Source organism: Jiangella muralis, assembly GCF_001270745.1.
GTDB lineage: Bacteria > Actinomycetota > Actinomycetes > Jiangellales > Jiangellaceae > Jiangella > Jiangella muralis.
Genome location: NZ_KQ434751.1, coordinates 607,323 through 632,805, shown reverse-complemented (window position 1 = coordinate 632,805; position 25,483 = coordinate 607,323). Strand labels below are relative to the sequence as shown.

Sequence of the window (25,483 nt, the reverse complement as noted above, 5' to 3'; positions counted from 1 at the left end):
GGTTCAGCTACATGAACGGAGGCGATCGTGATCACGAGATTCCGTGCACGTACGCTCGCGGCCGGTGTCGCCGTCATCGGGCTGGCCGCCGGGCTGCTCCCGGCGACGGCCGGCCCGGCGGCGCAGCCCGCCAGCCCATCGGTCGAAGGCGCCGCAGACGCCTTCCCGATCGGGATCTTCTCCCCGCCCAATCCAGCGGCCACAACACTGGCCAACTACCAGCGCATCCGCGACATGAACGCGAACTTCGTCATCACGGGGAACCTCGTCGCGTCGTTCGCGACCGTCGACGCGGCCCTGAGCCTGGCCGAGCAGACCGGGCTGAGCATGTTCGTCAGCGACCGGTCGATCGACTTCACGCCCAGCCAGTTCGGCTCCGCGGCGACCGGCTCGTCGTACGCCATCTCCACGACGTCGGCGCCGGGCCAGACGTTCGCCACCCCGGCGAGCGAGGGCGCGATGATCCTCGACTACATCGAGCTGCCGATCAACCCGGCGACCTGGACGTCCGGGCAGACCCTCACGCTCACCGTGTACAGCGGGCCCGACAAGGCCCAGCAGGTGGCCACGTCGTCGCTCAGCGCCCCGGCCGCGTCCGGCGGCACCCGGTTCGACTTCGACCTGTTCATCGCCTCGGGCACGACCTTCTACTTCGAGGTCACGAGCACCAGCGCGTCCCCCGTCAGCACGGCCGCCGGCCCCGGCACCGCCTACCCGGCCGGCACGGCCTACCTCAACGGCGTCGTGCAGTCCGCCGACCTCGGCTTCACCGTCGGAGCCGAACGCCGGTCGTGGAACGACGGCGGGCGGCCGAGCGACACCGTCATCCAGAACGTCGTCCAGCACTACGCGGGCCGCAACGCCGTCCGCGGGTACCACCTGGTGGACGAGCCCAGCGCACAGCAGTTCTCCCAGGTCGACGTGGCCACGGAGGCGATCCGCGCCAACGACCCCGCCAAGCCCGTCTACGTCAACCTCAACCCCAACTACGCGAACAACGCGCTGCTCGGCATGGAGTTCGCCCACAACACGGGCGAGTTCGTCCGTTCGACCAACCGGCTCGGCCAGGTCTTCACGACCGGGCGGGCGACCAGCCACATCGACACGATCCAGTGGTGGATCGACCGCGCCACGTGGGGTGCGGGTGAGGCGCTGACGCTGACGCTCTGGGACTCCCCGGCCAGGACCACGGCGGTGGCGAGCGCCACTCTGTCCTCCCAGCCCGCCACCAACTGGCCCGGCTTCGCGCTCAATGCCACGGTGACGCCCGGCACCTCGTACTACCTGGAGCTGACCCACAACGGCGGCGGGAACGACTCGGTGGGCTGGGTGACGCGTTCGCTCGCCGGCAAGAAGTGGTACGGCGTGGAGACCGGGGCGTACGTGAACGGCGCCCCCGTCGGCGCGGACTTCTGGTTCACCGTGAACCAGTCGATCGAGCCGTTCAGTTACGACGACTACGTCTACCGCTGGGCGTCGACCGAGCCGGACGTCCTCGTGTTCGACCACTACCCGTTCCCGCCCTCCGGCACGACGGTGAACGCCGGGTACTTCAGCAACCTCGAGGTGATTCGGGACCAGTCGCGCGCCGCCGCCGTCGACTTCTGGTCGTACCTCCAGTCGGTGGGGATCACCGGAATGCTGCGGGCGCCCAGCCAGAACGACATGCGGTACCAGGTGTATACGAACCTCGCCTACAGGGCCAAGGGACTCATCTACTTCACCTACTGGAAGCCGCCGTTCGCGGAGTTCTTCCAGTCGCTCGTCAACACCGACGGCACGCCCAACCCCTCGTACGGCTGGGCGCAGCAGCTCAACGCCGAAGTGCTCGCGCTGGGCGGCGTGCTCCAGCGGCTCGACGCCGATGCCGTCTACCACACCGGCACCAGCCTCCCGGCCGGGACGACGGCGCTGCCGGCGAGCTTCGACTGGCAACCCACGGACGCGACGAAGCCGGCCGTGATCAGCCACCTCGCCGACGCGACGGGCAAGGAGTACGTGTTCGTGGTGAACCGCGACAACACCACCGGGCGCACGGTGACCTTCGACATCGACGCCACGATCGTGAACGTCGAGGAGATCTCGAAGTCGACCGGCCTGCCGGTGGGCGCCGGTTTCGACGCCGTGAACCACACGCTCGCGGTGACGCTCGCCCCCGGTGAGGGCCGGCTGTTCGTGGTCACGAAGTAGGACGCGATCCATCCTCTGACGGACACCCGCGGCGGCCGTGGCAACCACGGCCGCCGCGGGTCGCTCTAGTCGCCGACGGGACGCACCCCGACGAGGTCGACGAGCGGCTGGGTGTCCCGGGTCAGGTCGAAGTGGCCGAGCAGGCGGATGTACTCGCGTCGATCGACGTCCCAGTCGTACTCGAGAAGCTCATCGCTTTCCTGGGTAGCCGCGAACGCCAGGTCGGCCAGCAGCCTGGTGGTACGGCCGTTGCCGTCGATGAACGGATGGATGTGCACCACGATTGCGTGGAAGGCGATGCCCAGGACGCGTGGGGTCAGATCGCCGTGTGTCGCCATCGCCAACGTAGGTCGTCGACATCGGTGCGCAAGCGGACCGCGATCTGCTCGGGCGCGACGCCGACGTTGGTCTCCAAACGTCGATGACGACCGGCCCACGTCCAGATTCGGACGTACAGGTCGGTGTGTACGTGGCGGACGAAGTGGTCGGTGAGGATCTCCTCGGCCGTGAGTGACCCTTCCAACACCGCAGTCAGCCGATCGGCGGCGACCTGCGCCCAGATCGCCTGCTCCAGGTCGTAGACGTCGGCCTTGCGGACCGGACTACCGACTACCGCACGGGCCCGCTCGGTCAGGGACTCCAGGTCGTCCGCGGCGACGAGCGTCTCGCCGTACTCAGGGTCGAAGGACATCAGGCCTTGGGCGCTGTCGGCTGGGTCGACTCCAAGAACTCCTCGACCTTGCGGGAGCGGACGTGACCTTCGGGCACTTCGCGACGCTCGAGACGCGCAGAGGCCGCGGCGGCCCTGAGAGCCCACCGCTGGATCGCAGTCGCGTCGACCCTGCGCGTCGCCATCGTCCCTCCTGTGATCGACCAGCACGATCCAGTCTAGGACAGGTGGGCGGCAGGCCGGCCGGGCCAGGTGCACAACCGCTAGGACCGGGTATGGAGTGTCGCCGTGGCTGCCCGGCCGCACGAGCAGCGCTGACCGGTGGCCGCCGGCAGGGGGTGCGGGCAGTCATCGCGACTGGACACGTCGATCTTCTGGACGGCTCCGGACTCGTAGTGCGCGTAGGTGCCGTCGGGCGCGGTCAGGACGGCCGCCGCCGCGTCGCCGGTGAATTCGGCGATGACGAACGCGGCGGCCAGCTCGGTGACGTCGCGGATGACGCCGAGGGGGAGGAGGGACCGGGTCTCGGCGATCGCCTCCTGCTCGCCGGCTCGGAGCACGACTCGCGTGCCAGGGGAGACGGCGGTGGCGGCGACGGCGACGGAGATGTTGTCGAGGTCGTCCGAGCCGACGGCCGCCAGCGACCTGCACCGGTCCAGGTGCAGGCGCTGGAGGACCGAGCGCTCGGTGCCGTCACCGATCAGGACCGGCACCCCGAGGCTGCGCGCGACCGGAAGCCACCGGGCCGACCGGCTACGTTCGAGGCCGACCACCGGAATGCCGAGGTTGACCAGCAGCTCGCACAGGCGGACGCCGAGCTGCCCCATCCCCACCACGATGACGTGGTCCCGCCGGGGCACCGCCCGCGCGCCGACCATGCTCAGCAGCCGAGGCTCGAACAGCCGGTCGATGAGGCCCGCGGTGAAGACGGCGGTGAAGCCGATCGTCGCGAGCATCGCCAGCCCGGACCAGATCCCGTAGACCCCGCTCGGCCCGGTCGGACCCGGACCCACGGTGGCGACGACCCGGGCCGCGTCGAGGAACGCGCTGCCGATGTCGTGGTGTCCCGCGAGTGCCAGCCAGGCCCAGTCGATCAGGAGAACGGCGAGCAGCCCGAAGAGCCCCGCGAACATCAGGCGGGTCCCCGTGTCGTGGTGGCGCGGACGGTTCCAGCTGACGGCTCTGCTGATGCGACGCCGGCGACTGACCGGCGACGCCGGTGTCCGGCGCACGTCGAACCGCCCGGCCGCCGCGCTGACGATCTGCCGGATGTGGTCGTCCTGCGCCCTGACCCAGAGAGTCTCCGGGTCGAGACTCGGTCCGGCGATGCTGGGGGCCGCGATCGACGCGGGGGAGAACACCGTGCACTGCGGCAGGAACGACCGCAGCTGGCCGGCCATGGTGCGGTCGAACACCGTCACGACCTGTTGGAGCGCCGGCGCGAGGTGCGCGATCGCCAGCGCGTAGCGCAGGGCGTGGACGTCCTCGCGCACGAGGATCGCCGCGGCCGTCAAGGGCGACGCGAGGGTGCGCGCCAGTTCGGCGTCGGTGGGCGCCATGAGATGCACGATGGAGCACTGGGCCTCGAGCGTGGCGCAGACCTTGCGTGCGGCGGGGGTCTCGCCGACGATGAGGAACGTCACGCGCCTTTCCCTGTGACGCGGTCCACGAACCGCCTGACGAAGGTGGCCCGGTCGACGTCGAACGCGATGCGGACCCGAGGGCTGTCGCCCCAGTCGCGGGCGTCGGAGTCCTGGCCGGGACGCCAGTCGGCGATCGTCATGCCGCGCGTGTAGAGCCCCTGCGTCTCCACCACCATGGGGAGGGTCTCTTCGGCCGTGATCAGCTCCGGATGCGCGACCACGCCCACCGTCAGCGGCGAGTGCATGGCGCACGAGTAGCGACCGAAGATCTGCTCGTAGAACGACATGTACAACGGCGCGCCGGCCGCGACGAGCTCGGCTGCCGGCGTCGCGGCGGCGGACACCTCGTCGAGGTGCTCGGCCTCGAAGATGGTGTCGTTGGTGACGTCGAGGCCGATCTGGAGGAAGTCCCAGCCCGCGGCGACGCAGAGGGCGGCGGCCTCCGGGTCGTGCAGGGCGTCGGCTTCGGCGACGGGAGTCTGGTTGCCGGGCACCCGGACGGCGCCGCCCATCCAGACGACCTTGGTCAGGCGGGACGGAAGCTCGGGGTCGAGCAGCAGGGCGATGGCCAGGTTGGTCAGCGGCCCCAGCCCGATGTAGGTCAGCTGGCCGGGATGCTGCCGGGCCAGGTCGACGGTGAGCTGGGCGGCGGTGGTGTCGACGAGCGTCGCGTAGGCCGGGTCGGGGAGATTCGCGTTGCCGAAGCCGTCCTCGCCGTGGATCTGCGGCACGTAGTCGGCCGTGCCTCCGGCGAGACCCTGCCCCGCGCCCTTGGCCAGCGGCACGTCGCAGCCCAGCCGCTCCATGATCACGGCGGTGTTCCTGGTGACCTTGTCGACGTCGACGTTGCCGAAACTGGTCGTCACGGCGACGATCTCGAGCTCGGGGGACAGGATGCCGTAGATGAGGCCCATCCCGTCGTCGACCCCGGTGTCCGTGTCGATGATGACCTTGGTCATGGCGCGTTCTCCACTTCGGACGGGGATTCGATGGCGATGGCGCGTACCGGTGCGCCGTCCAGCCCCACCAGGGGCAGCGGCAGGCAGACCAGGTACGGCGAGCTCGAGAGCTGGTCGAGGTTGGTGAGGCACTCGACCAGGACGATGCCCGCTCCGAGCAGACGGTGATGGGTCTCGTGCAGGGCCGTCGCGCTGGGCGTCGGCGTGTCGAGACCGACGAACCGCACGCCCCAGGCCATCAGCAGCTCGATCGCCGGCAGCGTCAGCTCGGGAAAGCCGGTCCAGAACGCGGGCGTGCCGTAGCGGCGGGACCAGCCGGTGCGGACGAGCACGCGGGTGCTCGTGCGGATGGCCTGCTCGTGCGGGATCAGGTGGTGGCGGTCGATCGCGGGGCCGTCGGCGTCGACGACGACGGCCGGCCCCACACACGCGGCGAGGTCGATCCGCTCGACGGTGTCGCCGCCCGCGACGAAGTGACGGGGAGCGTCGACGTGCGTCCCGAGCTGGCTGAAGAGCGCGACGTCCCACATCTCGATGCCACCGTCGTCCAGGGTGGAGAACGGCGTGAACCGGGCGGTCGGCTCGCCGGGGAAGGCGTCCATGCCGTCCCGGAGGGGAATGGTCAGATCGACGATCCGGGTCACAGCCGCTCCAGCCCCCATTCCGGGTTGGCGGCCAGCAGACCTCCGTCGACAGCCAGGAGAGCACCCGTGATGAAGGTGGCGAGCGGGCTGGCCAGGAACGCGACGAGACCGGCGACGTCCTCCGGTTCTCCGATGCGACCAGCCGGGTAGAGCGCCGTCATCCGTCGCTCGGCCTCCGCCGGGTCCGGCGCGGCGGCCCATGCGCGGGTCGTGAGTGGCGTCCGGATCGCTCCGGGGAGGACGGCGTTCACCCGGAGCCGGCCGGCGTACTCGAGCGCGGCGGTCCTGGTGAAGTTCGCGACCGCCCCCTTGGTGACCGTGTAGCCCGCCAGCGCGGGATCGCCGGTCACGCCGAGGACGGAGCACAGGTTGACCACCGACGACGCCGGCGGGGCCGCCGCGGCGAATTCCGAGGTCATGGCGATGACGGCCTCGACGTTCACCTCCCACAGCCGGCGCCGCTCGTCGGCGCTCGTCTCGGGCAGTCGTTTCTCCAGCTGGAGCGCGGCGTTGTTGACGAGCAACCAGCGCCGGTCCGGATCGAGCGTCCGCAATGCCTCGGCGCGGACGGCGCCGTCCGTCACGTCGCCGGTGACGTCGCCGCCGGAGAGGTCGAGCGCGGTGACCTTCGCGCCGGCGGAGCTGAGCAGGCGGACGCACGCGGCGCCGATGCCGTTGCCGCCGCCGGTCACGAGAGCGGCGACGCCGGAGAGGTCGATGGCGAGCATGCTCAGCCCTCCCGAACGTGCGAGATCGCGAGTCCGAACGCTTCGACGACGCGCTCGACGTCGTCGTCGGTCACCGGCGTGGAGAGGCAGCCCGTGCCTCGAGGCATGATCACGATCCCATGGTTCACCATGTGCAGGCGGACCTCGTCGAGCATCCCGGCGTCCGCGGCGCGATGGGCCCGGTAGCTGTCGACCGGCTCGTCGGTGAAGGCGACGTTGAACATGGAGCCGACGCCGTTGACGTGGACGGCGACGCCACGGTCGCGGGCCTCCCGGCGCAGTCCGTCCCGCAGCCGGCCGGCGCGGCCGGACACGTCCTCGAACACCGACGGGCTGAGCGCGGCCATGGCGGCCCGTCCCGCGGCGAGGACCGGAGGAGCCGCGGTGAACGTCCCCGTCTGCAGGACCGGGTCCGGACCACGGTGGAACACCTCGAACAGGTCCGCGCGGCCACCGAAGGCAGCGAGGGCGAAGCCGCCGCCCATGATCTTGCCGATGGCCATGAGGTCGGGCCGGTAGCCCCATTCGCCCGCGGCGCCGGAGTAGCCGGCCCGCAGCGACTGGATCTCGTCGAAGACCACCAGCGCGCCGGCCCGGTGCGCCTGCTCGAAGATCGCCTCGAGGAACTCGCGCCGCGCCGTGACGAGGGACCCGTTGCCGAGGAAGGGCTCGACGATCACCGCGGCGATCTCACCGCCCCACAGGCCGAACGCTTCGGCGACAGCGGCGGGATCGTTGTAGACGGCGGTGATCGTCGAGGTCGGCTCGAGCCCGGCGGACGCGGGCCGGGACGGGATGGCGGCGCCCGGGGCCAGCGCGGGCAGGACGTTGATGTCCTGGTAGAGCTCGTTGTGGCAGCCGTGGAAGCCGCCCTCGAACTTGAGGACTCGGTCACGACCGGTGTTGGCACGGGCGACGCGCAGCGCGAAGGCCGCGGCTTCGGACCCGGTCGTGGTGAAGTGCAGCCGCTCCAGCGACGGGTAGCGGACCGAGAGGTCGCGTGCGTACTCGGCCTCGAGCGGGTGCGCCGTGCCGATCGCACTCGACGCGGTCAGCTCCTGATTGAACGCCTTGCTGGTGGGCCGGTGCCCGTGTCCATGCGGCAGCGAGGTGAAGTTGTTGACCAGGTCCAGGTACTCGTTGCCGTCGACGTCGGTGACGGTCGCGCCGCCGGCTTCGGCTGCGTAGAAGGGGTACGGCGCAAAGGCCAGGGTCCCGCGGGACACGCCACCGCTCACGATCGTGCGCGCAGCTTCGAAGAGCTGCTGTGAGCCGGGCGTCAGCGTCTGGTAGCGCTCGATCGCGGACTGGTGAGACATCGTCGTCACGAAATTCTGCCTCCTGTGATCATCCGGCGGATTCCTTGACGTTCATCCCCGGTTCGTGCGGTAATACTGGTTATACCAGCTTCTTCTGGCTGGTCACAAGGTCACAAGGCAGCTCTCAGTAGGGCCGCCGCCTGTCACGAGTGGCACGAGGAGAGGTTCGATGAGACCCATTCACAAAGTGGTGGCCGGTCTGGTCGCTACTGCCTGTCTGCTTACCGCCGCGGGGTGTGGCAGTGAGACGTCCGCCGGTTCCGGCGGCGGCGCCGACGTCGCCCTGCTGCTGCCGGGAACCACCGGTGACGGGGGCTTCCTCGACAGCGCGAAGGCCGGCATCGAGTCGGCGGCCGACGAGGCGGGCATCGAAGCGCAGGTGGTCGAGGCGGGCACGGACCCGACGAAGTGGCAGCCCGCGCTCGACGACCTCGTCGCGGGAGACGCGGGTCTCATCGTCACCGGCAGCTTCGCGATGGCCGACATGGTCCAGGCGGCCGCCGAGGCCAACCCGGACAAGACGTTCGTCATCTTCGACGCGTCCGTCGACTACGACGCGTGCGCCTGCGAGAACGTCTACTCGATCACCTACCACTCGACGCAGGTGGGATTCCTCGGCGGGGCGCTGGCCGCCCTGATGGCCTCGACGCCCGGGATCGACAAGGTCGACCCGTCGGGCGCCCCGACGATCGGCATGGTCGGCGGGCAGGAGATCCCGGTGATCGCCGAGTACTTCCAGGGTTTCGAGGTCGGTGCCGCGACGGTGGCGCCCGACGTCGAGGTGCTGACGGCCTATGTCGCCTCGTTCACCGACCCGGTCAAGGGCAAGGCGGTGGCCGAGGACATGATCAGTCAGGGTGCCGACGTGCTCGTGGCCGCGGCCGGAGGCAGCGACAAGGGCATCTTCGAGGCCGCCGCCGCACACGACCTCTGGGCCATCGGGGACGACAAGCAACAGGTCGTCGACCCGAAGGTCGGCGGCGTCGACACCGTCCTGACCGCCGCGGTGGTCGAGGTCGGCACCTCACTCGAGCGGGCCGTCATCGCCTGGCACGAGGACACCCTCGAGGGCGGCACCGCCGGCGTCTACGGGGTCGAGGACGGGACCGTCTCCCTGGTGGAGACCCCGTTGTACACCGCCGTGGTCCCGCCGGAGATCCAGGAGCGGATCAGGGAGCTCGTCGCGGAGCTCGAGGCAGGCGTGTACGACGAGGAGCTGACCCCGTCGTGACCCGGCCGGACGATATGCGCGCGCAGGCCCCGGTCGTGCTGGAGCTCCGGGACGTCGACAAGCATTTCGGGCCGGTGCACGCCAACCGATCGGTGTCGCTGTCGCTGCGCCGGGGCAGCGTGCACGCCATCCTCGGCGAGAACGGCGCGGGCAAGTCGACGCTGATGAACATCCTCTTCGGGGTGCTCACGCCGGACTCCGGTGAGATCCGCATCCACGGCGAGCCCAGGACGTTCGCGGCGCCGAAGGACGCGATCGCCGCGGGCATCGGCATGGTGTTCCAGCACTTCGGCCTGGTTCCCGAGCTCTCCGCGCTCGACAACATCTCGCTGGGCGCCGAGCAGACCTCCTGGGGGGTCGTGGACCGGGACGTCGCGCGAGCGAAGGTCGAGGACCTGTGCCGCGAGCTCCAGGTGGAGATCCCGCTCGAGCGGCGGGTGTCGGCCCTGACGGTGTCGCAGCAGCAGCGGGTCGAGATCCTCAAGGCGCTCTACCGGGGCGCGCAGATCCTGATCCTCGACGAGCCGACCGCGCTGCTGGCGCCGCAGGAGCGCGAGGGCCTGTTCGACGCCGTCAAGCGGCTGCAGCGCACCGGTGTGTCGGTGCTGTTCATCACCCACAAACTGGACGAGGTCGAACTGCTGGCCGACGACGTGACGGTCATCCGGCACGGGGCCGTCGTGGCCGAGCACCGGGTCGGAACCGTCACCCAGGCCGAGCTGGTCGCCGACATGGTCGGCTCCTCCACCGTCGCGCTGAGCCGCACCGAGCGCGTCCCGCTCGGGGTCGCGATGGCGGTGCGGGACCTGTCCGCCGTCCACCCGACGTCGTCCTCGTTGCGTGGCGTCAGTCTCGAGCTCCGGTCCGGCGAGATCACCGGCGTGGTCGGCATCGACGGGCACGGGCATCAGCTCCTGTGCGAGGTGCTGGCCGGGGTCCGCCCGCCGGCCGGCGGCGAGCTCAGTCTCTTCGGTGCGCGCCAGCGTCGCTGGGGGCGGGCCAGGGCCATGGCATCCGACGTGGCGTTCGTGCCCGAGGACCGGCTCAGTGCGGGGGTCGCTAAGCACCTCAGCATCGCCGAGAACCTGGTGGCCAACCGGCTCGGCGACCCGCGCTTCACCAGGTTCCGGTTCATGCGGCGACAGGCGGTGCGCCGGCACGCGCGGGAGCTGATCGAGCAGTTCGACGTGCGCTGCCGGGACGAGCTGCAACCGGTCGGCAGCCTCTCCGGCGGCAACGTCCAGAAGGTGGTGCTGGCGCGCGAGCTGTCGACCTCCCCTCGGGTCGTGGTCGTGTGCGAGCCGACCCGCGGCCTGGACGTCGCCGCCATCGCGAGCGTTCACTCCCGTCTCGCCGCGGCGGCCGACGCCGGAGCGGCGGTGGTCCTCCAGTCCAGCGATCTGGACGAGGTGCTGGCGGTGGTCAACCGCATCGTGGTCTTCCGGGAGGGCGAGGTCGTCGCCGACGTGCCCAACGGTGACGACGTCGACGCCAAGGTCCTCGGCGCGCTCATGCTCGGTGCGAGACTCGCCGAGGCGGCCTGATGAGCACGGTCCTCGACTGGCGGTTCGCCGCGCGCCTCGCGGCCGGCGTCGTCGGCGCCGGCCTACTGGTTCTGGCCCTGCTGGCCTTGACCAGCGACAACGTGCCGGCGTCCGTGGACGGCCTGCTCACCGGCGCGGTGTCCAGCGACGGGCGCATGGCGCAATGGCTGTCGTACTCCAGCTACCTCATGTTCGTCGGTGCGAGCGTCTGCCTGGTCTTCCGCGTCGGCATGTTCTCCATCGGCGCCGAGGGCCAGGTCTTCGTCGCCGCGCTGGCGGCCGGTGGCGTGGCCCTGGCGCTGGGGCCCAGCGGCTTCGCGCTGCCGCTCGCGGTGCTCGCGGCCGTGGCCGGCGGTGCTGCCTGGGCGCTCCTGCCCGGGCTGATGAAGGCCTACCTGAACGCCGACGAGATCGTCACCACCCTGATGCTCAACTTCGTGGCGACCTTCGCGTTCGCCTTCGTGATCAAGGAGGCGCTGCTCCCGGACGGGGCCGGCTTCCCGGTCTCGGACTACTTCGACCAGGGGACCTGGCTACCCAGCTGGGGCACCATCCCCAGTTCGCTGGTGTTCGCGATCCTGAGCTGCGTTGGCGTGAGCCTCCTGCTCAACCGGTCCCGCCTCGGCTTCCGGCTGCGGATGGTGGGCGACAGCCGGCCGTTCGCCCGCGCCAACGGCTATCCCGTGCGCCGCCTCATCTGCGTCGCCTTCGTGGTGTCCGGTGCGGTCGCCGGCCTGACCGGCGCCGCCATCGCCTTCGGCGGCACGCATCGCCTCATCGTCGGCATGGGCGCCGGCATCGGCTTCGAAGGCATCCTCGTCGCCCTGCTGGCGGTCAACCGCCCCGGCCTGGTGCCCCTGACCGCGCTGGCGTACGGGTACCTGCGCACGGGCGGAGAGATCATCCAGATCACCGGCAACGTTCCCCGGGACGTCGTCGTGGTCCTCCAGGGCGTGCTCATCATCGGCCTGGCCGCCCTCCTCCGGCGGCGGGACGCACGCAGCCGCACCCCGGCGGTGGCCGCGCCCGCCACGGAGCAACCCGGGACAGCGCAGGGCGACGTCATGGAGGTGACCCGCTGATGTACCTGGCAAGCGTTCTCGAGTTGGCGACGCCCCTGGTCCTGGCCGCGCTCGGCTGTCTCCTGACCGTCCGGGCCGGAGTGGACAACATCGGCATCGAGGGCATGATGCTCGGTGGCGCCTTCGCCGGCGCGGCGGTGTCCACCACCGTATTCGGGCCGTGGGGAGGGCTCGCGGTGGCGGCCGCGGCGGGGCTCGCGCTCGCGCTGGTGCTGGCGTGGTCGCACCTGTCGCTGGGCGCCGATTTCGTGCTGGCGGGCATCGCCGTCAACCTGCTCGCCGCCGGCGGCACGGTGACGTTGCTCTTCGCCATCAACAAGAGCAAGGGCCAGGGCGCCGACGATCTCGCGTCCGATCCGCTGCCCACGGTGAACCTGTCGTTCCTCGACGACGTTCCGGTCCTCAATGCGCTGGCGGACCAGTCGCCGATCACGTGGGCCACGATCCTGCTCGCCCCGGTCTTCGTCTACCTCTACTTCCACTCCAAGCCGGGGATCTGGATCAGGGCGGTGGGCGGCAACGCACCGGCCGTCGTCGAGGCGGGCATCTCCCCGACGCGGGTGAAGTGGCTGGCCATGAGCCTCTCCGGGGTCTTCGCGGGCATCGCCGGCGCGCAGCTCTCGCTGGCCACCACGCACACGTTCGTCCGCGACATGACGCAGGGCCGCGGCTTCATCGCGCTGGCCGCGGTCTACCTGGGCCTGCGGCATCCGGTCGGCACGATCATCGCGGCGACCGCGTTCGGCGCGTGCCAGGCGCTGAGCACGCTGCTGCAGGTCCGCACCACCATCCCGACCGACCCCCTGGCCGCCTTCCCGTACGTCGTCACCGTGATCGCGCTGGGCGTCGCAGGACTGCGGTCGCTGCGCCGCCGGTCGCTCGCGGCGGCCTGACCGAAGCAGGTGATCGCACGTTGACCACCATCTCGCGAGTGCGACAGACCCACCGAGCGGCCGATCTCGACTCCGGGACCTGGCCGATCGCGGCCGGCACGCTGCCCTTCCCCGCGGTCGATCGCCGGGGGAGGCCGGCGCGGTCCGGCGGCCGCGCCGAATGGGCGGCCCGGCTCGGCGAGCTGGCGGCCGCCGGCTTCGACCACGTCGAGATCACCGACACGTGGCTGCGGGCCGGCGACCTGGACGACGCGGAGCTGGCCGACCTGGCCGCGGCGTGCCGGGAGAACGACCTCACGGTCGCGGCGGTCGCGTTGATCCGGGCCAGCGTCATCGATCCCCGGCACGGCGACGAGAACCTCGCCTACAGCCACCGCGCCATCGACGCGGCCGCAGCGCTCGGCGCCCGGGTCGTCTCAGTGGGACTGCACGAGCCGCTGACGAGTGAGCAGGCGGCCGCGTGGTGGTTCTGGACCCGCGACCACCTGGCGAACGACCCGGACGACCGCGAGCTGCGGGCGCTCGCGGTCACCCGGCTGCGCGAGCTCGGTGAGCACGCGGCGTCGCTCGGACTGCTGCTGACCCTCGAGATGTACGAGGACACCTTCCTGGGCACCGCCGAGAGCGCCATCCGCCTGGTCGAGGAGATCGGCCGGGACGACGTCGGCCTCAACCCCGACACCGGCAACCTGATCCGGCTGCACCGGCCGGCGGAGCCGCCGGGGGACGTGCTGGCCGCGGTCCTGCCGTGGTCGAACTACTGGCACGTCAAGAACTACCTCCGCCTGGAGGACCCGGGCAGCGGCGCCGTCCTCACCGCGCCCACCTCGATGGAACTGGGCGTCATCGACTACCGCGACGCCCTGCGCACCGCGCTCGACTGTGGCTACGCCGGGGTCATCACCTGCGAGCACTACGGCGGGGACGGCCTCTCGGTGAGCGCCACCAACCGGCGCTACCTTCGCGACCTGCTGACGTCGCTGAGCGAGGAGGCACCTCGATGACCGCCATCCACAACGGCGCCGGGACGTTCGTCGACGAGGCGCTCGAAGGGCTGACGCTCGCCTACGGCCGCGACGTGCGCCGGGTCGACGGCGGCGTGGTCCGGGTGGCGGCGCGGCCGGCCGGCCACGTGGGCGTCGTCCTGGGCGGCGGCTCGGGCCACTACCCGGCGTTCGCCGGACTGGTCGGCCCCGGCCTCGCCGCCGGGGCGGTGTGCGGCCAGGTCTTCACCTCGCCGTCCGCCGCGCAGGCCTACCGGGTCTGCCACGCCGTCGACGCCGGAGCGGGCGTCCTGCTCGTGTACGGGAACTACGCGGGTGACGTCCTCCACTTCGGCATCGCCCAGCGGCGGCTGCGCGCGGAGGGCCACGACGTCCGCACCGTCCTGGTGACCGACGACGTCGCCAGCGCACCGGCCGCGGAGCGGGAGCGCCGCCGCGGCATCGCCGGTGACTTCGTCGTGGTCAAGATCGCGGGCGCCGCCGCGGAGACCGGCGCCGATCTCGACTCCGTCGAGCGGGTCGCGCGGAAGGCCAACGAGCGCACCCGGACGCTCGGGGTCGCGATCTCCGGGTGCACGCTGCCCGGCGCCGGCCAGCCGCTGTTCGAGGTGCCCGCCGGCGTCATGTCCGTCGGCCTCGGGATCCATGGTGAGCCCGGGATCGAGGACCGGCCGCTGGCCTCGTCGCGCGAGATCGCCGCGCTGCTGGTCGACGCCCTGCTCGCCGAGCGGGCCGGCGACGGCGCGCGGCTCGCCGTGGTCGTCAACGGGCTCGGCACGGTGACGTACGAGGAGCTGTTCGTGCTGTTCAAGGACGTGGCCGGGCTGCTGTCCGAGCGCGGGATCGAGGTCGTCGAGCCCGAGGTCGGCGAGCTGGTCACCAGCCTCGACATGGGCGGCGTCTCGCTCACGGTGTGCTGGCTGGACGACGAGCTGGAGCGGCTGTGGCGGGCTCCCGCGGCGAGCCCGGCGTTCGTGAAGACGGAGCGGGCCGCGGCCGGCGACGCCGTCCCGGACGTCGGGCGGTGGAGCGATGCCACCGTCCGCCTCCCGCGGCCGCCGACCCCCGAACTGATGGCCGCCGCCGACGACGTGGTGGCCGCGCTCGCGGTGGTCTGCTCGACCCTGGAGGAGCACGAGTCCGCCCTGGCCCGCCTCGACGCGGTCGCCGGGGACGGTGACCACGGGTCCGGCATGGTCCGGGGCGCGCGAGCCGCGCTCGCCGCCGCGACGGCGGCGGCCGGAGGAGACCAGGCGGCGGACGCCGTGCTGGTCGCGGCCGGCCGGGCCTGGGCCGAGCACGGCGCCGGCACCTCCGGCGCGCTGTGGGGTGCGGGGCTGGAGGCGGCCGGCCTCGTCGTCAACGCGGCCGGAACCCTGGACACCGGCACCGGGACGGACGCCGTCACCGCCGCCCTCGCCGCCATCTCGGAGCTGGGCGGCGCGCGGGCCGGCGACAAGACGATGGTGGACGCGATGGAGCCGTTCGTCGCGGTGCTGACCGGCACCGGCGCCTGGCGACAAGCCGCGGCCGCCGCCCGGGAGGCCGCGGCGGCGACCGCCGGCCTGCGGCCCCGGCTGGGCCGGGCCCGGCCGCTGGCCGAGAAGAGTCTCGGCCATCCCGACCCTGGCGCCACCTCGTTCGCGCTCCTCGCCGCGGCGATCACTCAGCACCTCACGGAGAGGCCGGCACGATGACCAGCAGACTTCGTATCGTCGTCGGTTCGGACGACGCGGGGCTCGGCCACAAGACCGCGCTCGCGGCGGACCTGGAGCGCCATCCGCGCGTCGAGTCCGTCATCGACGTGGGCGTGGGCGAGGACGGGCACACCGCCTACCCGCACGTGGCCGTCGCCGCCGCCCGCCTGATCGCCTCGGGCGCGGCCGACCGCGGCCTGCTGGTGTGCGGGACGGGGCTGGGCGTGGCCATCGCGGCGAACAAGGTCCCGGGCATCCGCGCGGTCACCGCCCACGACGTCTACTCGGTCCAGCGCGCCGTTCTCAGCAACAACGCACAGGTGCTCACGCTGGGTGAGAGGGTGATCGGGATCGAGGTCGCGCGTGCGCTCGTGCAGGAGTGGCTGCGGCACGACTTCGACCCGAACTCGCCGTCCGCCGCGAAGATCGACGCGATCACGTCCTACGAGGAGACGTCATGCTGAGGCCCGACCTGCCCAAGGTCTCGCTGCACGACCACCTGGAGGGCGGGCTCCGGGCGTCCACCATCCTGGAGGTCGGCCAGACGCTCGGACTGGACCTCCCGGCCGGCGACGTCGAGTCGCTGAGCGACTGGTTCCAGGGCGTCGCGCACAGCGGCTCCCTGGTGACGTTCCTGGAGTCGTTCTGGATGTCCGACGCCATCATGCAGACCGCCGACGTGCTGTCGAGGGTCGCCGGTGAGTACGTGCTGGACCTCGCGGCCGACGGGGTGATCTACGGCGAGGTCCGGTGGGCGCCGGAGAACAAGCTCACGAAGGGGCTGACGCTCGACGACGCGGTCGAGGCGGTTCAGGCGGGGCTCGAGACCGGACGGGCGATGGCCGCGGCGCGTGGTCACCGGATCGTCGTCCGCCAGCTCATCACGGCGATGCGCAACGGCCCGAACTCGGCCGAAGTCGCCCGGCTCGCGCTGCGCTGGCGCGACCGTGGCGTCGTCGGGTTCGACATCGCCGGGCCCGAGGCGGGCTTCCCGCCGAGCGATCATCGCGAGGCGTTCGACCTGCTGGCCGGCGAGCTGTTCCCGGTGACGGTCCACGCCGGCGAGGCCGACGGGGTCGGCAGCATCCGCTCGGCGATCGTGGACGGCCGCGCGCACCGGCTCGGACACGGCGTGCGCATCGCCGAGGACATCGCCACGACGGACGCGGGGACGCGGCTGGGACCGGTGGCGCGGTGGGTCCGCGACCGCGGCGTGGTCCTCGAGCTGAGCCCGACGTCGAACCTGCAGACCGGCGCCGTGACCGCGGCCGGCGCGAGCATGACCGACCATCCGTTCGACCTGCTGTACCGTCTCGGCTTCGCCGTCACCGTCAACACCGACAATCGCCTGATCAGCCAGACCACCTTGAGTCGCGAGATCGCCCTGCTGTGCGCCGCGTTCGGGTACGGACCGGCGGATCTCGAACGCTTTCAGCTCAACGCGTTGGCCGGCGCGTTCGTGAACCCGGACGAACGCGCCGAGCTCGAGGCCGCCATTCGGCACGGCTATGGACGGCATACTGGTGACTCCAGTGGTCAGACTGGCCAACCAGCCGACACCCAGTTCGCGCATCCGGAGGCGCCATGATCGATCCCAGCGTTGGTCAGCGACGCGACTCACAGGCCAGCCGGATCGCGCGGGCCCTGGTCGATCGCATCAAGGACGGCAGTTACCCCATCGGGAAGAAGATCCCCAGCGAACGCCAGCTCGCCACCGAGTTCGGCGTCTCCCGTCCGGTGATCCGGGAGGCGCTCTCGACGGTCAGCGCGATGGACATCCTGGACATCCAGATGGGCCGCGGCGCCTTCGTCACCGCCGCGCCGGCCGAGCACATCGCCAGCGGCGGTCTCAAGCTCCAGGACGTCGTCAACGTGCGCGAGGTCCTCGAGGTGGGCGCCATCGAGCTGGCGCTGAAGGGGGAGGCGCCCGCCTTCGACGGGATACGTGCGGCCGCCGAACGGCTGCGGGAGGCGGTGCGCGGGCGGGAGGACACCGTCGAGCCCGATCGCGCCCTGCACGCCGCGATCGTGCAGGCGTCCGGCAGCAGCCTGCTCGCGTCCATCTGGCAGAGCATCGACCAGCAGGTGGTGGAGACCATCCGGATCTCGCCGCACGGGCGGACCATGAGCCAGGACATCCTCGACCTGCATCAGCGGCTGGCGGACTCGGTCATCGACGGCGACCTGGACGCGGCCGTCGACGCGTCGCGGCTGCTCTACGAGGACAACCGGCAGTTCCTGCGCGACCTGCTCCAGTAGCGCGTCACGGACTCGTCATGCCGGCCAGCGCCGCGTCCAGGATCTCCCGGCACCGCCCCGGGTCGCCCTCGGCCGAGAGGTGTCGCGTCCACGAGATCGAGCCGACGGCGAAGACCTGGCCACCGGCGCCCGTGCGGCGCCACACCACGTCGCCGCGGACCGCGTCGGCGACCGCCCGCACCGGGTCGTCGTCGAGGCTCAGGTAGTCGGTGACTGGCCGGTACTCGGGCGGGATGTCGACCGCGCGCCCGAGGACGACGCAGCTCGCGTCGGACCCGAGGGTCACGTCGTGGCAGTCGATCTCGAAGCCGCAGACGCCGAACGGGTCGCCGCCGATCTCGCCCATGACCTTGGCCAGTTGCCGGGGGAGCGCGTCGAGGTCCAGGTCGGCCGGGGCGACGTAGGCGGTGTCGCGGGAGAACCCGACCGCGCTGTAGCCGAGCCCGGTGAGCAGGTTCGGCGGGCGTCCGGCGTACCGCCACATCCCGCCTTGACGACCCGAGACCTGATGCCGCGTCTCGCCGGGCTCGTCGGTCCACATGGTGCAGTCGTGGTTGCCGCGCCGGAGCTCCTGGATCCACGGCCGGTCGGCGGGCACGTCGACGCGCAGGATGAACCCGTTCCCGCCGAGATACATGAGGTTCCCACCGGCGGCAAGGTGGTCGTCGTAGGCGTTGAGCAGGTTCTCCGTGGAGTACTCCGGATGACTTCCGGTCAGCACCGTCGGCGAGCCGGCCAGGGCGGCGACACCGTCGGCGTCGAGGAACTCGTCGGTCGTGATCGCCCAGTCGAGCCCCGAGCGCGACAGCCAGCCGACGATGGACAGGTCGGCCGACAGCTGGTGGGGGCGACCGACCAGCTGGTAGAGCCAATCGGGCCGCATGGTCGCCTGCGGCCGTCGCAGCGAGGCGAGGTGCACGCCGGACCCGTCCGGGTGGCTGCCGTACAGCGACTTCATGCCGGTCTCGGCGAGGTAGTCGTAGACGTGCTTCGACGACGTCTCGCCCTTCGTGGTGTAGATGCCGGCCGGGGCGTCCTCCCAGTACGCGTTGTTGGCGTACGAGCGGTAGCTGAACGTCGGCAACACCAGGGTGACGTCGGGCGGCGTCGCGTCGCGGGGCGGGGCGACGAACAGCGAGACGGGGAAGAAGCGGCTCGGGTCGTCGAAGCGTGGCACCTCGTCGACGGAGAGCACCGCGCAGAGGACACCGGACCGGGCGCCGGCGGGGAGCTCCAGCTCGACACCGACCGGCCACCCGGCGTCGCCGAGGTCGTCGCGGTGCAGGTAGGCGGCGGCGTACTCGGCCGGGGCGTCCTCGAAGGCGAGCTGCCGGCCCCGCCAGGTAGAGCCCGTCACCGCGCGCGTGGGCTCGTTGACCAGGCCGGAGCCGGCGAAGATCCCGTGGCTGTCGGGCACGTCGTTGCGGTAGGGGAGCCGGCCGAGATCCCACGAGGTGAGGACGGCGCCGTCCGGCGCCCGCAGCGTGGGAGCCTCGATCTTGGCGTCGAGGCGCCCGCGGGCCCCGCTCGGCGACGTCGCGTCCAGCTCCCCGCCGATCAGCAGGTCCCGCAGGCGGCCGGGCCCGTCCAGGCGCACGAACGTCTGGTGGCCGTCCGCCGTCACGGTGACTCCGTCCGCTCCGACGGCGAGCGCGACCCGCGTCCACCGGCGCGGCCGCAGCTCCAGGCCGGTCGGGTACTCGTCGCCCCGGCGCAGCACGAGGGCGCCGTCCGGGTGGAGGTCGAGCGACAGCGGGCCCCGGTCCCCGGCGTACTGGATGACCGTCGACGGCTCGGCCTGCGCGGCGCGGGTCCACAACGTCACCTCGACGCTGACGTCCGTCACGTCGGCCCGGCAGTCGCGGGCGTGCAGGTAGGAACCGGTCACCAGAGGGACGTCGACGCCGGTGAACGGACCGGCCGCGGGCTCTTCGACGGCGCAGTTCGCCCACGCCTCCGGGCCGTCGACGAAGTCGGTGACGCGCAGCAGGTGGACCCAGAACTCCGGGTGCCGGCTCGAGACGTGGATCGGGACCTTGTCACCGGGCCTCGCGTGCCACTTCGGCGCGTAGCCGATGATGTCGTAGCCCACACTCACTCCGATCGTCGTCTTGGCGTGCCATCCTCGGAACGATAGGCTATACCGGTAATACCAATTGGCGTACGTCGAGCTCGCCGGAAGGTGGCGCCGGTTCCATGATCATCAACCTTCTGTGTCGTGATAGCAGCCCACATGGTTGATGATCAACCGTGGGCCCTGTCGCCCGTTGCGCTCGCCGGCCGATCGCCGCTGCGTCACCTGATCGGCGCCACGATGCGGACGGAGGGCGATCAGGTGACCAAGACGGCACGTGCGACGGCGGAACGTCACCTGATCGTTCCGGCGACCCGGGCGCGGGGCGAGGTCTTCACACCTGAAGTGACTCGAGAACGGTGATCGGATGGACTACCAGCCAGTCGACCTCACGTCGCAGGCCAACGCCGATGACGACGTCGAGCTGCCGTACGCCGCCGCCTGGCGGGGCGAGGTCCTGGCCCGTGGGTTGCCGTTCCGGGCCCCGGAGGACGGCGGCCGCCCGCGCGTCGTACGCCTGGAGCCGGGGGAGACGCGGACCGTCGCGCTGGAGACGGCGGCCAGGGTCAGGACCGTCACGTTCGCGCACCGGACCCGTGGCGACGCGAGCCCCGGCTTCACCGCACTGAACCGGGTCAGCGCCGTCTACCGCTTCGGCTTCTCCGACGGCGAGTCGGTGCGGGTGCCGATCAGGGACGGCTTCGAGACCGACCTCCCGTCGCTGGGGTGGGGGATGCAGCCGAGCCTGGCGGTGCCCGACGAGCAGGACGGCCGGCCCGATCGCGACGTCGGCCACTTCGCCGACGCCGGCGCCCAGCTGACCGGGGTGGTGGCGGGCGGCCGCTGGTCGGATCGGCCGGGCGGACCGAGCTTCCGGCTGCAGGGCGTCGAGACGCGGCCGCGCTGGTTCCTGTGGTCGTGGACCAACCCTCGGCCCGAGCACGACGTCGTCCGCATCGACCTCGAACCGGCCGAGGCGGTCGTCGAGGTCGGCGGGATCTGTCTCGGGTTCGTCGACGAGCATCCGCTGCTGCCGGAGCCGGCCCGGGCGGTGACGGCCGAGGTGCCACCCGGCTACACCGGCGACGGCTCGGATCTGGAGATCACGGTGGACCGCGGCACCGTCACGTACACGACCCCGCTGCTGCGCCAGCCGGCCGCCGGCGACCCGCTCGCCGCCTGGGGCGATGCCCCGGACGCCGAGGTGACCGCCGTCTACGCGCGGGTGTCCTCGACCGGGTCGGGCACGCTGCGGCTGGAGGCGAACGGCGAGACGATCGAGCAGGCCCGCTGGGCGGAGCTGGCCGGGCGCGCGTCCGGACGGCCGGGCTCGCTGCGGGTGACCGAGCTGGGCCGCAACTGGGTCCGCACCACGATCGTGGACGATGCCACCGGAGAGCCGGTCGCCTGCCGGGTGAACTTCACCTCGCCCGACGGCGTCCCGTATCAGCCGCACGGCCATCACCACCACGTGAACGGCGATCGATCGAGCTGGCACCTCGACGTCGGCGCCGACGTGCGCCTGGGCCGCACCACCTACGCCTACACCGACGGCCGGTGCGAAGGCTGGCTGCCGCGGGGCGACGTGCGCGTGCGGGTGGCGAAGGGCTTCGAGTACGAGCCCGTGGACCGGCTCGTCCGGGTCGGCGACGACACCCGGGAGCTGACCCTGCGGGTCGAGCGCGTCCACGACCTCGGCAAGGACCGCTGGTACAGCGGCGACACGCACGTCCACTTCGTGTCCAGCTTCGGCGGGCTGAAGGAGGCCGCCGCCGAGGGCGTCTCGGTGGTGCACCTGCTGCAGTCCCAGTGGGGCAACCTGTTCACCAACACCGAGGACTTCATCGGCCGCCCGGTGACGAGCGACGACGGGCAGACCGTCCTCTACACGTCGCAGGAGAACCGTCAGCACTTCCTCGGACACCTGAGCCTGCTGGGCCTGACCGAGCCGGTGCTGCCGTGGTCCACCGACGGCCCCGAGGAGGCCGAGCTCGGTGGCGGGCTCGACACGACGTTGTCGGACTGGGCCGACCGCTGTCATGCCCAGGGCGGCACCGTCGTCGTTCCCCACTTCCCGCTGCCGCTGGGGGAGCAGGCGGCGATGATCGCCACCGATCGGGTCGACTCGGTGGAGTCGCTGGGCCTGTGGTCCGAGCTCATGTTCCTGCACTATTACCGCTATCTCAATGCCGGTTACCGCCTGCCGGTCAACGGCGGCACGGACAAGATGACGAACGAGGTCCCGATCGGGATGTCGCGCACCTACGTGCGCCTCGGGAACGACGACGACTTCGGCTACGACGCCTGGCACCGGGCTCTGCGAGCCGGCCGCAGCTACATGAGCAGCGGGCCGCTGCTGAGCCTGTCCGTCGACGGTCGGGGCATCGGCGACACCGTCGGCCTCCCGGAGAAGGGCGGGACGGTGTCCGTCCGGGCCACGGCGCGAGGCATCTTCCCCATGTGCCGGCTGGAACTGGTGCACAACGGGCGGGTCATCGCGTCCTCGGAGAACGACGCCGGGGTGCACGACCTGTCGCTCGACGAGAACGTGCGCTGCGACCGGCCGGGGTGGCTGGCCGTGCGGGTCGGCGGAAGCGGGCCGGAGCACCTCACGCTGCATCGAGACGTGTGGCGGCGGTCGATCATGGCGCACACGTCGCCGGTGTACGTCGCCTGCGGAGAACGCACCGTCACGGACCGCCGGGCCCTGGAGGACATCCTGACGTTGATCGAACGCGGCCGGTCCTACGTCGAACACCGTGCGGCCGCGGCCGCGGCCGAGGCGGCCATGCACCACCATGGTGGCGATCACCGCGCGTTCCTGGTGAAGCCGTTCGATCAGGCGCGGGCCGCCGTCCAGGCCCGGCTGCGCCTGGCAGAGAGCTGAGGCCGCCCATGTACACCCTGCTCATCCGCAACGTCACGGCGGTCGATCCGGGCGACGACGCGACGCGCGTGCTGCCGGAGCACGACATCGCCATCACGGGCGGTCGCATCGCCGCCATCCAGCCCGCGGGCCGGGTCCAGTCGGACGAGGCGGACGAGATCATCGACGGCACCGGCATGGCCGCGCTGCCGGGGCTGATCAACGCCCACGCGCACACGGCGATGACCCTGTTCCGCGGGTCCGCCGAGGACGTGCCGATCGACGAGTGGTTCAACGACTACGTCTGGTCGATGGAAACGAACCTCACGCCCGACGACGTCGCCTGGGGTGCGCGCCTGGGCATCGCCGAGATGATCGCGGGCGGCGTCACCACCGTCGCCGACCACTACATCGAGATGGACGTGATCGCCGAGGCGGCCGAGGCCGGCGGCATCCGCGCTCACCTCGCGCCCACCATGTTCGGCGCCGATCCACGTGCCGAACTGGCGGCCGCCGAAGCCTTCGCCGGACGGTGGCACCGGGCGGCGGGCGGACGCATTCAGGCCTGGCTCGGTCCGCACGCACCGTATACCTGCCCGCCCGACTTCCTGCGCGAGGTCGCGCGCGAGGCGAACCGGCTCGGCCTGGGCTGCCACATCCACGTCTCGGAGTCGGCGGCACAGGTGGACGCGAGCCTGGCCGCTCACGGCGTCACGCCCATCGGCCTGCTCCAGCGGCTCGGCCTGACCGACGGCCGGTTGCTTTGCGCGCATGCCACTCACGCCACCCCCGACGACATCGCGCTCCTGGCCGCGAGCGGCGCGGGCGTGGCGCACTGCCCGAAGACCTTCCTGAAGCTGGCCTCGGGGATCGCCCCGGTCACGGCGATGCGCGCCGCGGGCGTGCCGGTGGGGCTGGGCAGCGACGGGGCGGCCAGCAACAACACGCTGGACATCCTGGAACAGCTGCGGCTGGCGGCCATGCTGCAGAAGCACGAGCTGCACGATGCCCGTGCGCTGCCCCTGCACAGTGCGCTGGCGATGGCCACGAGCGCGGGCGCGCAGGCCCTCGGCCAGGGGCACGAACTGGGCCGGCTGCTCCCCGGCTACCTGGCCGACGTGATTCTGCTGCGGCTCGACCGCACCCACGTCCAGCCGGTGCACGACGTCTCCGCCGCCCTGGTGTACGCCGCGCGCGCCGGCGACGTCGACACCACCATCGTCGACGGGCGCGTGCTGATGCGCCGGCGCCGCCTGCTCACGCTCGACGAGACCGAGATCATGCGGGAGGTGGGCGGGCGGGCCGAGCGGCTGCGGCAACGGGGCCACGGGCGCACGATGCAGACCTACTCGACGTAGGCGACGTTCAGCAGCCCGGCCGGGTCGTACTGCCGGCGGACTCTCGTCAGCCGTTCCCACGACTCGGCCGAGAAGCAGTCCCGGACGCCGCCCGGGTGCAGTTCGGGCGTGGTCTCGGCGATGTAGCTGGTGCGCGCCGACGGGACGCGTCGCATCGTCTCCCGCAGCCATCCGTCGTTCGCCCCGTCGCCGGCCGCGCTCTCCCAGATGGCGACCGGGTAGGCGAACGTGGACATCGCCACCGAGAAGGCGCCCTCGGCGGTGGACGAGCCGGCCGGATTCACGCCGGTGCCGATGAACGACAGGTGGCTGGGGGCGCGGTCCATCGCCACGACCAGCTGGTCGAGCAGCGACGGCAGCGGCTCGTCGCACTGGACGTTGTCCGTCGCGTAGCGGGCGCCGACGGGATGCAGCGCGTCCTCGACGGCGAACAGGTCGCGCACGCCGCCCGCCGTCCTCGTGACGGAGAGGGGCGACACCTGGCCGACCGGCTCCGTCCACGGCCTCAGGTCGTGGTTCGCCTGGTCCCGGTCCCCGGCGAACGACACCGCCGTCACCTCGAGCCGCGTCGCCCCGTCGCGTCCGTCCCGGTGGACCCGCAACGCCGCTTCGACGTTCGCCGGCGCCTGCCGCTGCCGCGTCGAGAACCAGTCCGCCACCGCGCGGGTCTGGTCGCGGCCGAAGACCAGCGTCGCCCACTCGATGTGCCGCGGCCGGGTGGCCAGCTCGACCTCGAACGAGGTGGCGACCGCCGGGAACAGCATGCCCGCCCCACAGGCCGCCCACAGCAGGTCCGGATGGTGGTCCTCGTCGACGACGAGAACCTCCCCGGCCGCGGTCACGACCTCGACCCGCCGCACGCGTTCGCCGGCCATGCCCCACTCGCCGCTGTTCCACCCGAACCCGCCCGAGAGCAGGTAGCCGCCGACGCCGACGCTCGGGCAGTGGCCGACGGGGAACGCGCGGCCGGCCTCCTCGACCGCCGTATGCAGGACGTCGTTGGTGACACCGGGGCCGAGCCTGGCGGTCGACAGGTCGGGGGCGATCTCGACCTGCCGGAGGGCGGACAGGTCGATCACCATGCCGTCCTGCCGTAGACAGACTCCGAGCCAGTTGTGCCCACCGGAGCGCACCCCGACGGGCAGCTGGTCGCGCCGGGCGACGGCCAGCGCCTCGACCACGCCGGCCACGTCGGCCGGCCGGGCGATGATCTTCGGCACCACCGTGGGCTTGCGCCCGTTCCACACCAGGTCGCGCACGAGGTTCTCGAAGCCCGCATCGCCGCGGGCCACCAGCCGGCTCTCCATGTGACGAAGTCTCGC

General features: G+C 71.8%; 22 protein-coding genes. 13 read left to right on the top strand and 9 right to left on the bottom strand.

Annotated elements, in window-relative coordinates; all coding sequences use genetic code 11:
* The first annotated feature begins 27 nt into the window (after positions 1-27).
* On the top strand, positions 28-2,190 hold the full coding sequence (locus ACW62_RS35025; protein WP_053202524.1) for a hypothetical protein: 2,163 nt from the start codon (positions 28-30) through the stop codon (positions 2,188-2,190).
* 65 nt (positions 2,191-2,255) lie between these two features.
* Here ACW62_RS35025 and ACW62_RS35020 read toward each other — a convergent pair whose 3' ends face one another.
* From ACW62_RS35020 to ACW62_RS02785, 7 genes are all read right to left on the bottom strand, one after another.
* A complete protein-coding gene (locus tag ACW62_RS35020; RefSeq protein ID WP_205629091.1) occupies positions 2,256-2,528 on the bottom strand; it encodes a Fic family protein in 273 nt (90 codons plus the stop codon).
* Positions 2,507-2,881: a hypothetical protein gene (locus tag ACW62_RS02810; protein WP_053202523.1), complete on the bottom strand. Its 375-nt coding sequence runs from the start codon at positions 2,879-2,881 to the stop codon at positions 2,507-2,509. The genes ACW62_RS35020 and ACW62_RS02810 overlap by 22 nt, the downstream gene beginning before the upstream one ends.
* Positions 2,882-3,123: 242 nt before the next feature.
* The gene (locus ACW62_RS02805) at positions 3,124-4,503 is read right to left on the bottom strand and encodes a potassium channel family protein (protein ID WP_053202522.1); all 1,380 of its coding nucleotides are present in this window, start codon (positions 4,501-4,503) and stop codon (positions 3,124-3,126) included.
* Positions 4,500-5,462, bottom strand: a complete 963-nt coding sequence (locus tag ACW62_RS02800; RefSeq protein ID WP_053202521.1) for a nucleoside hydrolase — start codon at positions 5,460-5,462, stop codon at positions 4,500-4,502. Before ACW62_RS02800 ends, ACW62_RS02805 begins: the two co-directional genes overlap by 4 nt.
* Positions 5,459-6,106 (bottom strand): cyclase family protein, encoded by a 648-nt coding sequence (locus tag ACW62_RS02795; RefSeq protein ID WP_053202520.1) that lies wholly within the window; start codon positions 6,104-6,106, stop codon positions 5,459-5,461. Before ACW62_RS02795 ends, ACW62_RS02800 begins: the two co-directional genes overlap by 4 nt.
* On the bottom strand, positions 6,103-6,834 hold the full coding sequence (locus ACW62_RS02790) for an SDR family NAD(P)-dependent oxidoreductase (RefSeq protein ID WP_053202519.1): 732 nt from the start codon (positions 6,832-6,834) through the stop codon (positions 6,103-6,105). Before ACW62_RS02790 ends, ACW62_RS02795 begins: the two co-directional genes overlap by 4 nt.
* A gap of 2 nt (positions 6,835-6,836) precedes the next feature.
* Positions 6,837-8,153, bottom strand: a complete 1,317-nt coding sequence (locus ACW62_RS02785) for an aspartate aminotransferase family protein (protein WP_240477220.1) — start codon at positions 8,151-8,153, stop codon at positions 6,837-6,839.
* 169 nt (positions 8,154-8,322) lie between these two features.
* Here ACW62_RS02785 and ACW62_RS02780 point away from each other — a divergent pair, with 169 nt between their 5' ends.
* The 9 genes from ACW62_RS02780 to ACW62_RS02740 are packed head-to-tail and all read left to right on the top strand — an operon-like array spanning position 8,323 to position 17,863.
* Positions 8,323-9,384, top strand: coding sequence for a BMP family lipoprotein (locus ACW62_RS02780; RefSeq protein WP_083459077.1), 1,062 nt, complete (start codon positions 8,323-8,325; stop codon positions 9,382-9,384).
* Positions 9,381-10,928 carry an ABC transporter ATP-binding protein gene (locus tag ACW62_RS02775; RefSeq protein ID WP_157574310.1) on the top strand — a complete coding sequence of 516 codons (1,548 nt, stop codon included), beginning with the start codon at positions 9,381-9,383 and terminating at the stop codon, positions 10,926-10,928. Before ACW62_RS02780 ends, ACW62_RS02775 begins: the two co-directional genes overlap by 4 nt.
* The gene (locus ACW62_RS02770) at positions 10,928-12,010 is read left to right on the top strand and encodes an ABC transporter permease (RefSeq protein ID WP_053202515.1); all 1,083 of its coding nucleotides are present in this window, start codon (positions 10,928-10,930) and stop codon (positions 12,008-12,010) included. Before ACW62_RS02775 ends, ACW62_RS02770 begins: the two co-directional genes overlap by 1 nt.
* Positions 12,010-12,903, top strand: a complete 894-nt coding sequence (locus ACW62_RS02765; RefSeq protein ID WP_053202514.1) for an ABC transporter permease — start codon at positions 12,010-12,012, stop codon at positions 12,901-12,903. Before ACW62_RS02770 ends, ACW62_RS02765 begins: the two co-directional genes overlap by 1 nt.
* Positions 12,904-12,941: 38 nt before the next feature.
* Entirely contained in the window at positions 12,942-13,907 is a 966-nt protein-coding gene (locus ACW62_RS02760; RefSeq protein ID WP_053202513.1) for a sugar phosphate isomerase/epimerase family protein, read from the top strand.
* Positions 13,904-15,604, top strand: a complete 1,701-nt coding sequence (locus tag ACW62_RS02755; RefSeq protein ID WP_053202512.1) for a dihydroxyacetone kinase family protein — start codon at positions 13,904-13,906, stop codon at positions 15,602-15,604. The genes ACW62_RS02760 and ACW62_RS02755 overlap by 4 nt, the downstream gene beginning before the upstream one ends.
* Positions 15,601-16,068 (top strand): ribose-5-phosphate isomerase, encoded by a 468-nt coding sequence (locus tag ACW62_RS02750; protein ID WP_053202511.1) that lies wholly within the window; start codon positions 15,601-15,603, stop codon positions 16,066-16,068. Before ACW62_RS02755 ends, ACW62_RS02750 begins: the two co-directional genes overlap by 4 nt.
* Positions 16,062-17,192, top strand: coding sequence for an adenosine deaminase (locus tag ACW62_RS02745; protein WP_083459076.1), 1,131 nt, complete (start codon positions 16,062-16,064; stop codon positions 17,190-17,192). Before ACW62_RS02750 ends, ACW62_RS02745 begins: the two co-directional genes overlap by 7 nt.
* Positions 17,189-17,863 carry a FadR/GntR family transcriptional regulator gene (locus ACW62_RS02740; protein WP_053202510.1) on the top strand — a complete coding sequence of 225 codons (675 nt, stop codon included), beginning with the start codon at positions 17,189-17,191 and terminating at the stop codon, positions 17,861-17,863. The genes ACW62_RS02745 and ACW62_RS02740 overlap by 4 nt, the downstream gene beginning before the upstream one ends.
* 4 nt (positions 17,864-17,867) lie before the next feature.
* Here ACW62_RS02740 and ACW62_RS02735 read toward each other — a convergent pair whose 3' ends face one another.
* Positions 17,868-19,955, bottom strand: coding sequence for a N,N-dimethylformamidase beta subunit family domain-containing protein (locus ACW62_RS02735; protein WP_053202509.1), 2,088 nt, complete (start codon positions 19,953-19,955; stop codon positions 17,868-17,870).
* A gap of 141 nt (positions 19,956-20,096) precedes the next feature.
* On the opposite strand from ACW62_RS02735, the gene ACW62_RS33725 reads away from it, so the two are divergent.
* The 3 genes from ACW62_RS33725 to ACW62_RS02725 are packed head-to-tail and all read left to right on the top strand — an operon-like array spanning position 20,097 to position 24,161.
* Entirely contained in the window at positions 20,097-20,300 is a 204-nt protein-coding gene (locus ACW62_RS33725; protein WP_157574308.1) for a hypothetical protein, read from the top strand.
* Between the two features lie 4 nt (positions 20,301-20,304).
* Positions 20,305-22,824: a CehA/McbA family metallohydrolase gene (locus ACW62_RS02730; protein WP_053202508.1), complete on the top strand. Its 2,520-nt coding sequence runs from the start codon at positions 20,305-20,307 to the stop codon at positions 22,822-22,824.
* A gap of 8 nt (positions 22,825-22,832) precedes the next feature.
* Positions 22,833-24,161 (top strand): amidohydrolase family protein, encoded by a 1,329-nt coding sequence (locus ACW62_RS02725; protein WP_053202507.1) that lies wholly within the window; start codon positions 22,833-22,835, stop codon positions 24,159-24,161.
* Here the strand turns inward: ACW62_RS02725 and ACW62_RS02720 are convergent.
* Positions 24,149-25,468 (bottom strand): FAD-binding oxidoreductase, encoded by a 1,320-nt coding sequence (locus tag ACW62_RS02720; protein WP_053202506.1) that lies wholly within the window; start codon positions 25,466-25,468, stop codon positions 24,149-24,151. The two genes, ACW62_RS02725 and ACW62_RS02720, sit on opposite strands and share 13 nt — an antisense overlap.
* Positions 25,469-25,483 lie beyond the last annotated feature (15 nt).

Excerpts from the sequence above, each read along its gene's own strand:
- ACW62_RS02740 (WP_053202510.1), top strand. The coding sequence starts at position 17,189 with ATGATCGATCCCAGCGTTGGTCAGCGACGCGACTCACAGGCCAGCCGG.
- ACW62_RS02750 (WP_053202511.1), top strand. The coding sequence starts at position 15,601 with ATGACCAGCAGACTTCGTATCGTCGTCGGTTCGGACGACGCGGGGCTC.
- ACW62_RS33725 (WP_157574308.1), top strand. The coding sequence starts at position 20,097 with ATGGTTGATGATCAACCGTGGGCCCTGTCGCCCGTTGCGCTCGCCGGC.
- ACW62_RS02745 (WP_083459076.1), top strand. The coding sequence starts at position 16,062 with ATGCTGAGGCCCGACCTGCCCAAGGTCTCGCTGCACGACCACCTGGAG.
- ACW62_RS02770 (WP_053202515.1), top strand. The coding sequence starts at position 10,928 with ATGAGCACGGTCCTCGACTGGCGGTTCGCCGCGCGCCTCGCGGCCGGC.
- ACW62_RS02800 (WP_053202521.1), bottom strand. The coding sequence starts at position 5,462 with ATGACCAAGGTCATCATCGACACGGACACCGGGGTCGACGACGGGATG.
- ACW62_RS02785 (WP_240477220.1), bottom strand. The coding sequence starts at position 8,153 with ATGTCTCACCAGTCCGCGATCGAGCGCTACCAGACGCTGACGCCCGGC.
- ACW62_RS02720 (WP_053202506.1), bottom strand. The coding sequence starts at position 25,468 with ATGGAGAGCCGGCTGGTGGCCCGCGGCGATGCGGGCTTCGAGAACCTC.
- ACW62_RS02755 (WP_053202512.1), top strand. The coding sequence starts at position 13,904 with ATGACCGCCATCCACAACGGCGCCGGGACGTTCGTCGACGAGGCGCTC.
- ACW62_RS35020 (WP_205629091.1), bottom strand. The coding sequence starts at position 2,528 with ATGGCGACACACGGCGATCTGACCCCACGCGTCCTGGGCATCGCCTTC.
- ACW62_RS02810 (WP_053202523.1), bottom strand. The coding sequence starts at position 2,881 with ATGTCCTTCGACCCTGAGTACGGCGAGACGCTCGTCGCCGCGGACGAC.
- ACW62_RS02780 (WP_083459077.1), top strand. The coding sequence starts at position 8,323 with ATGAGACCCATTCACAAAGTGGTGGCCGGTCTGGTCGCTACTGCCTGT.
- ACW62_RS02765 (WP_053202514.1), top strand. The coding sequence starts at position 12,010 with ATGTACCTGGCAAGCGTTCTCGAGTTGGCGACGCCCCTGGTCCTGGCC.
- ACW62_RS02725 (WP_053202507.1), top strand. The coding sequence starts at position 22,833 with ATGTACACCCTGCTCATCCGCAACGTCACGGCGGTCGATCCGGGCGAC.
- ACW62_RS02730 (WP_053202508.1), top strand. The coding sequence starts at position 20,305 with ATGGACTACCAGCCAGTCGACCTCACGTCGCAGGCCAACGCCGATGAC.
- ACW62_RS02790 (WP_053202519.1), bottom strand. The coding sequence starts at position 6,834 with ATGCTCGCCATCGACCTCTCCGGCGTCGCCGCTCTCGTGACCGGCGGC.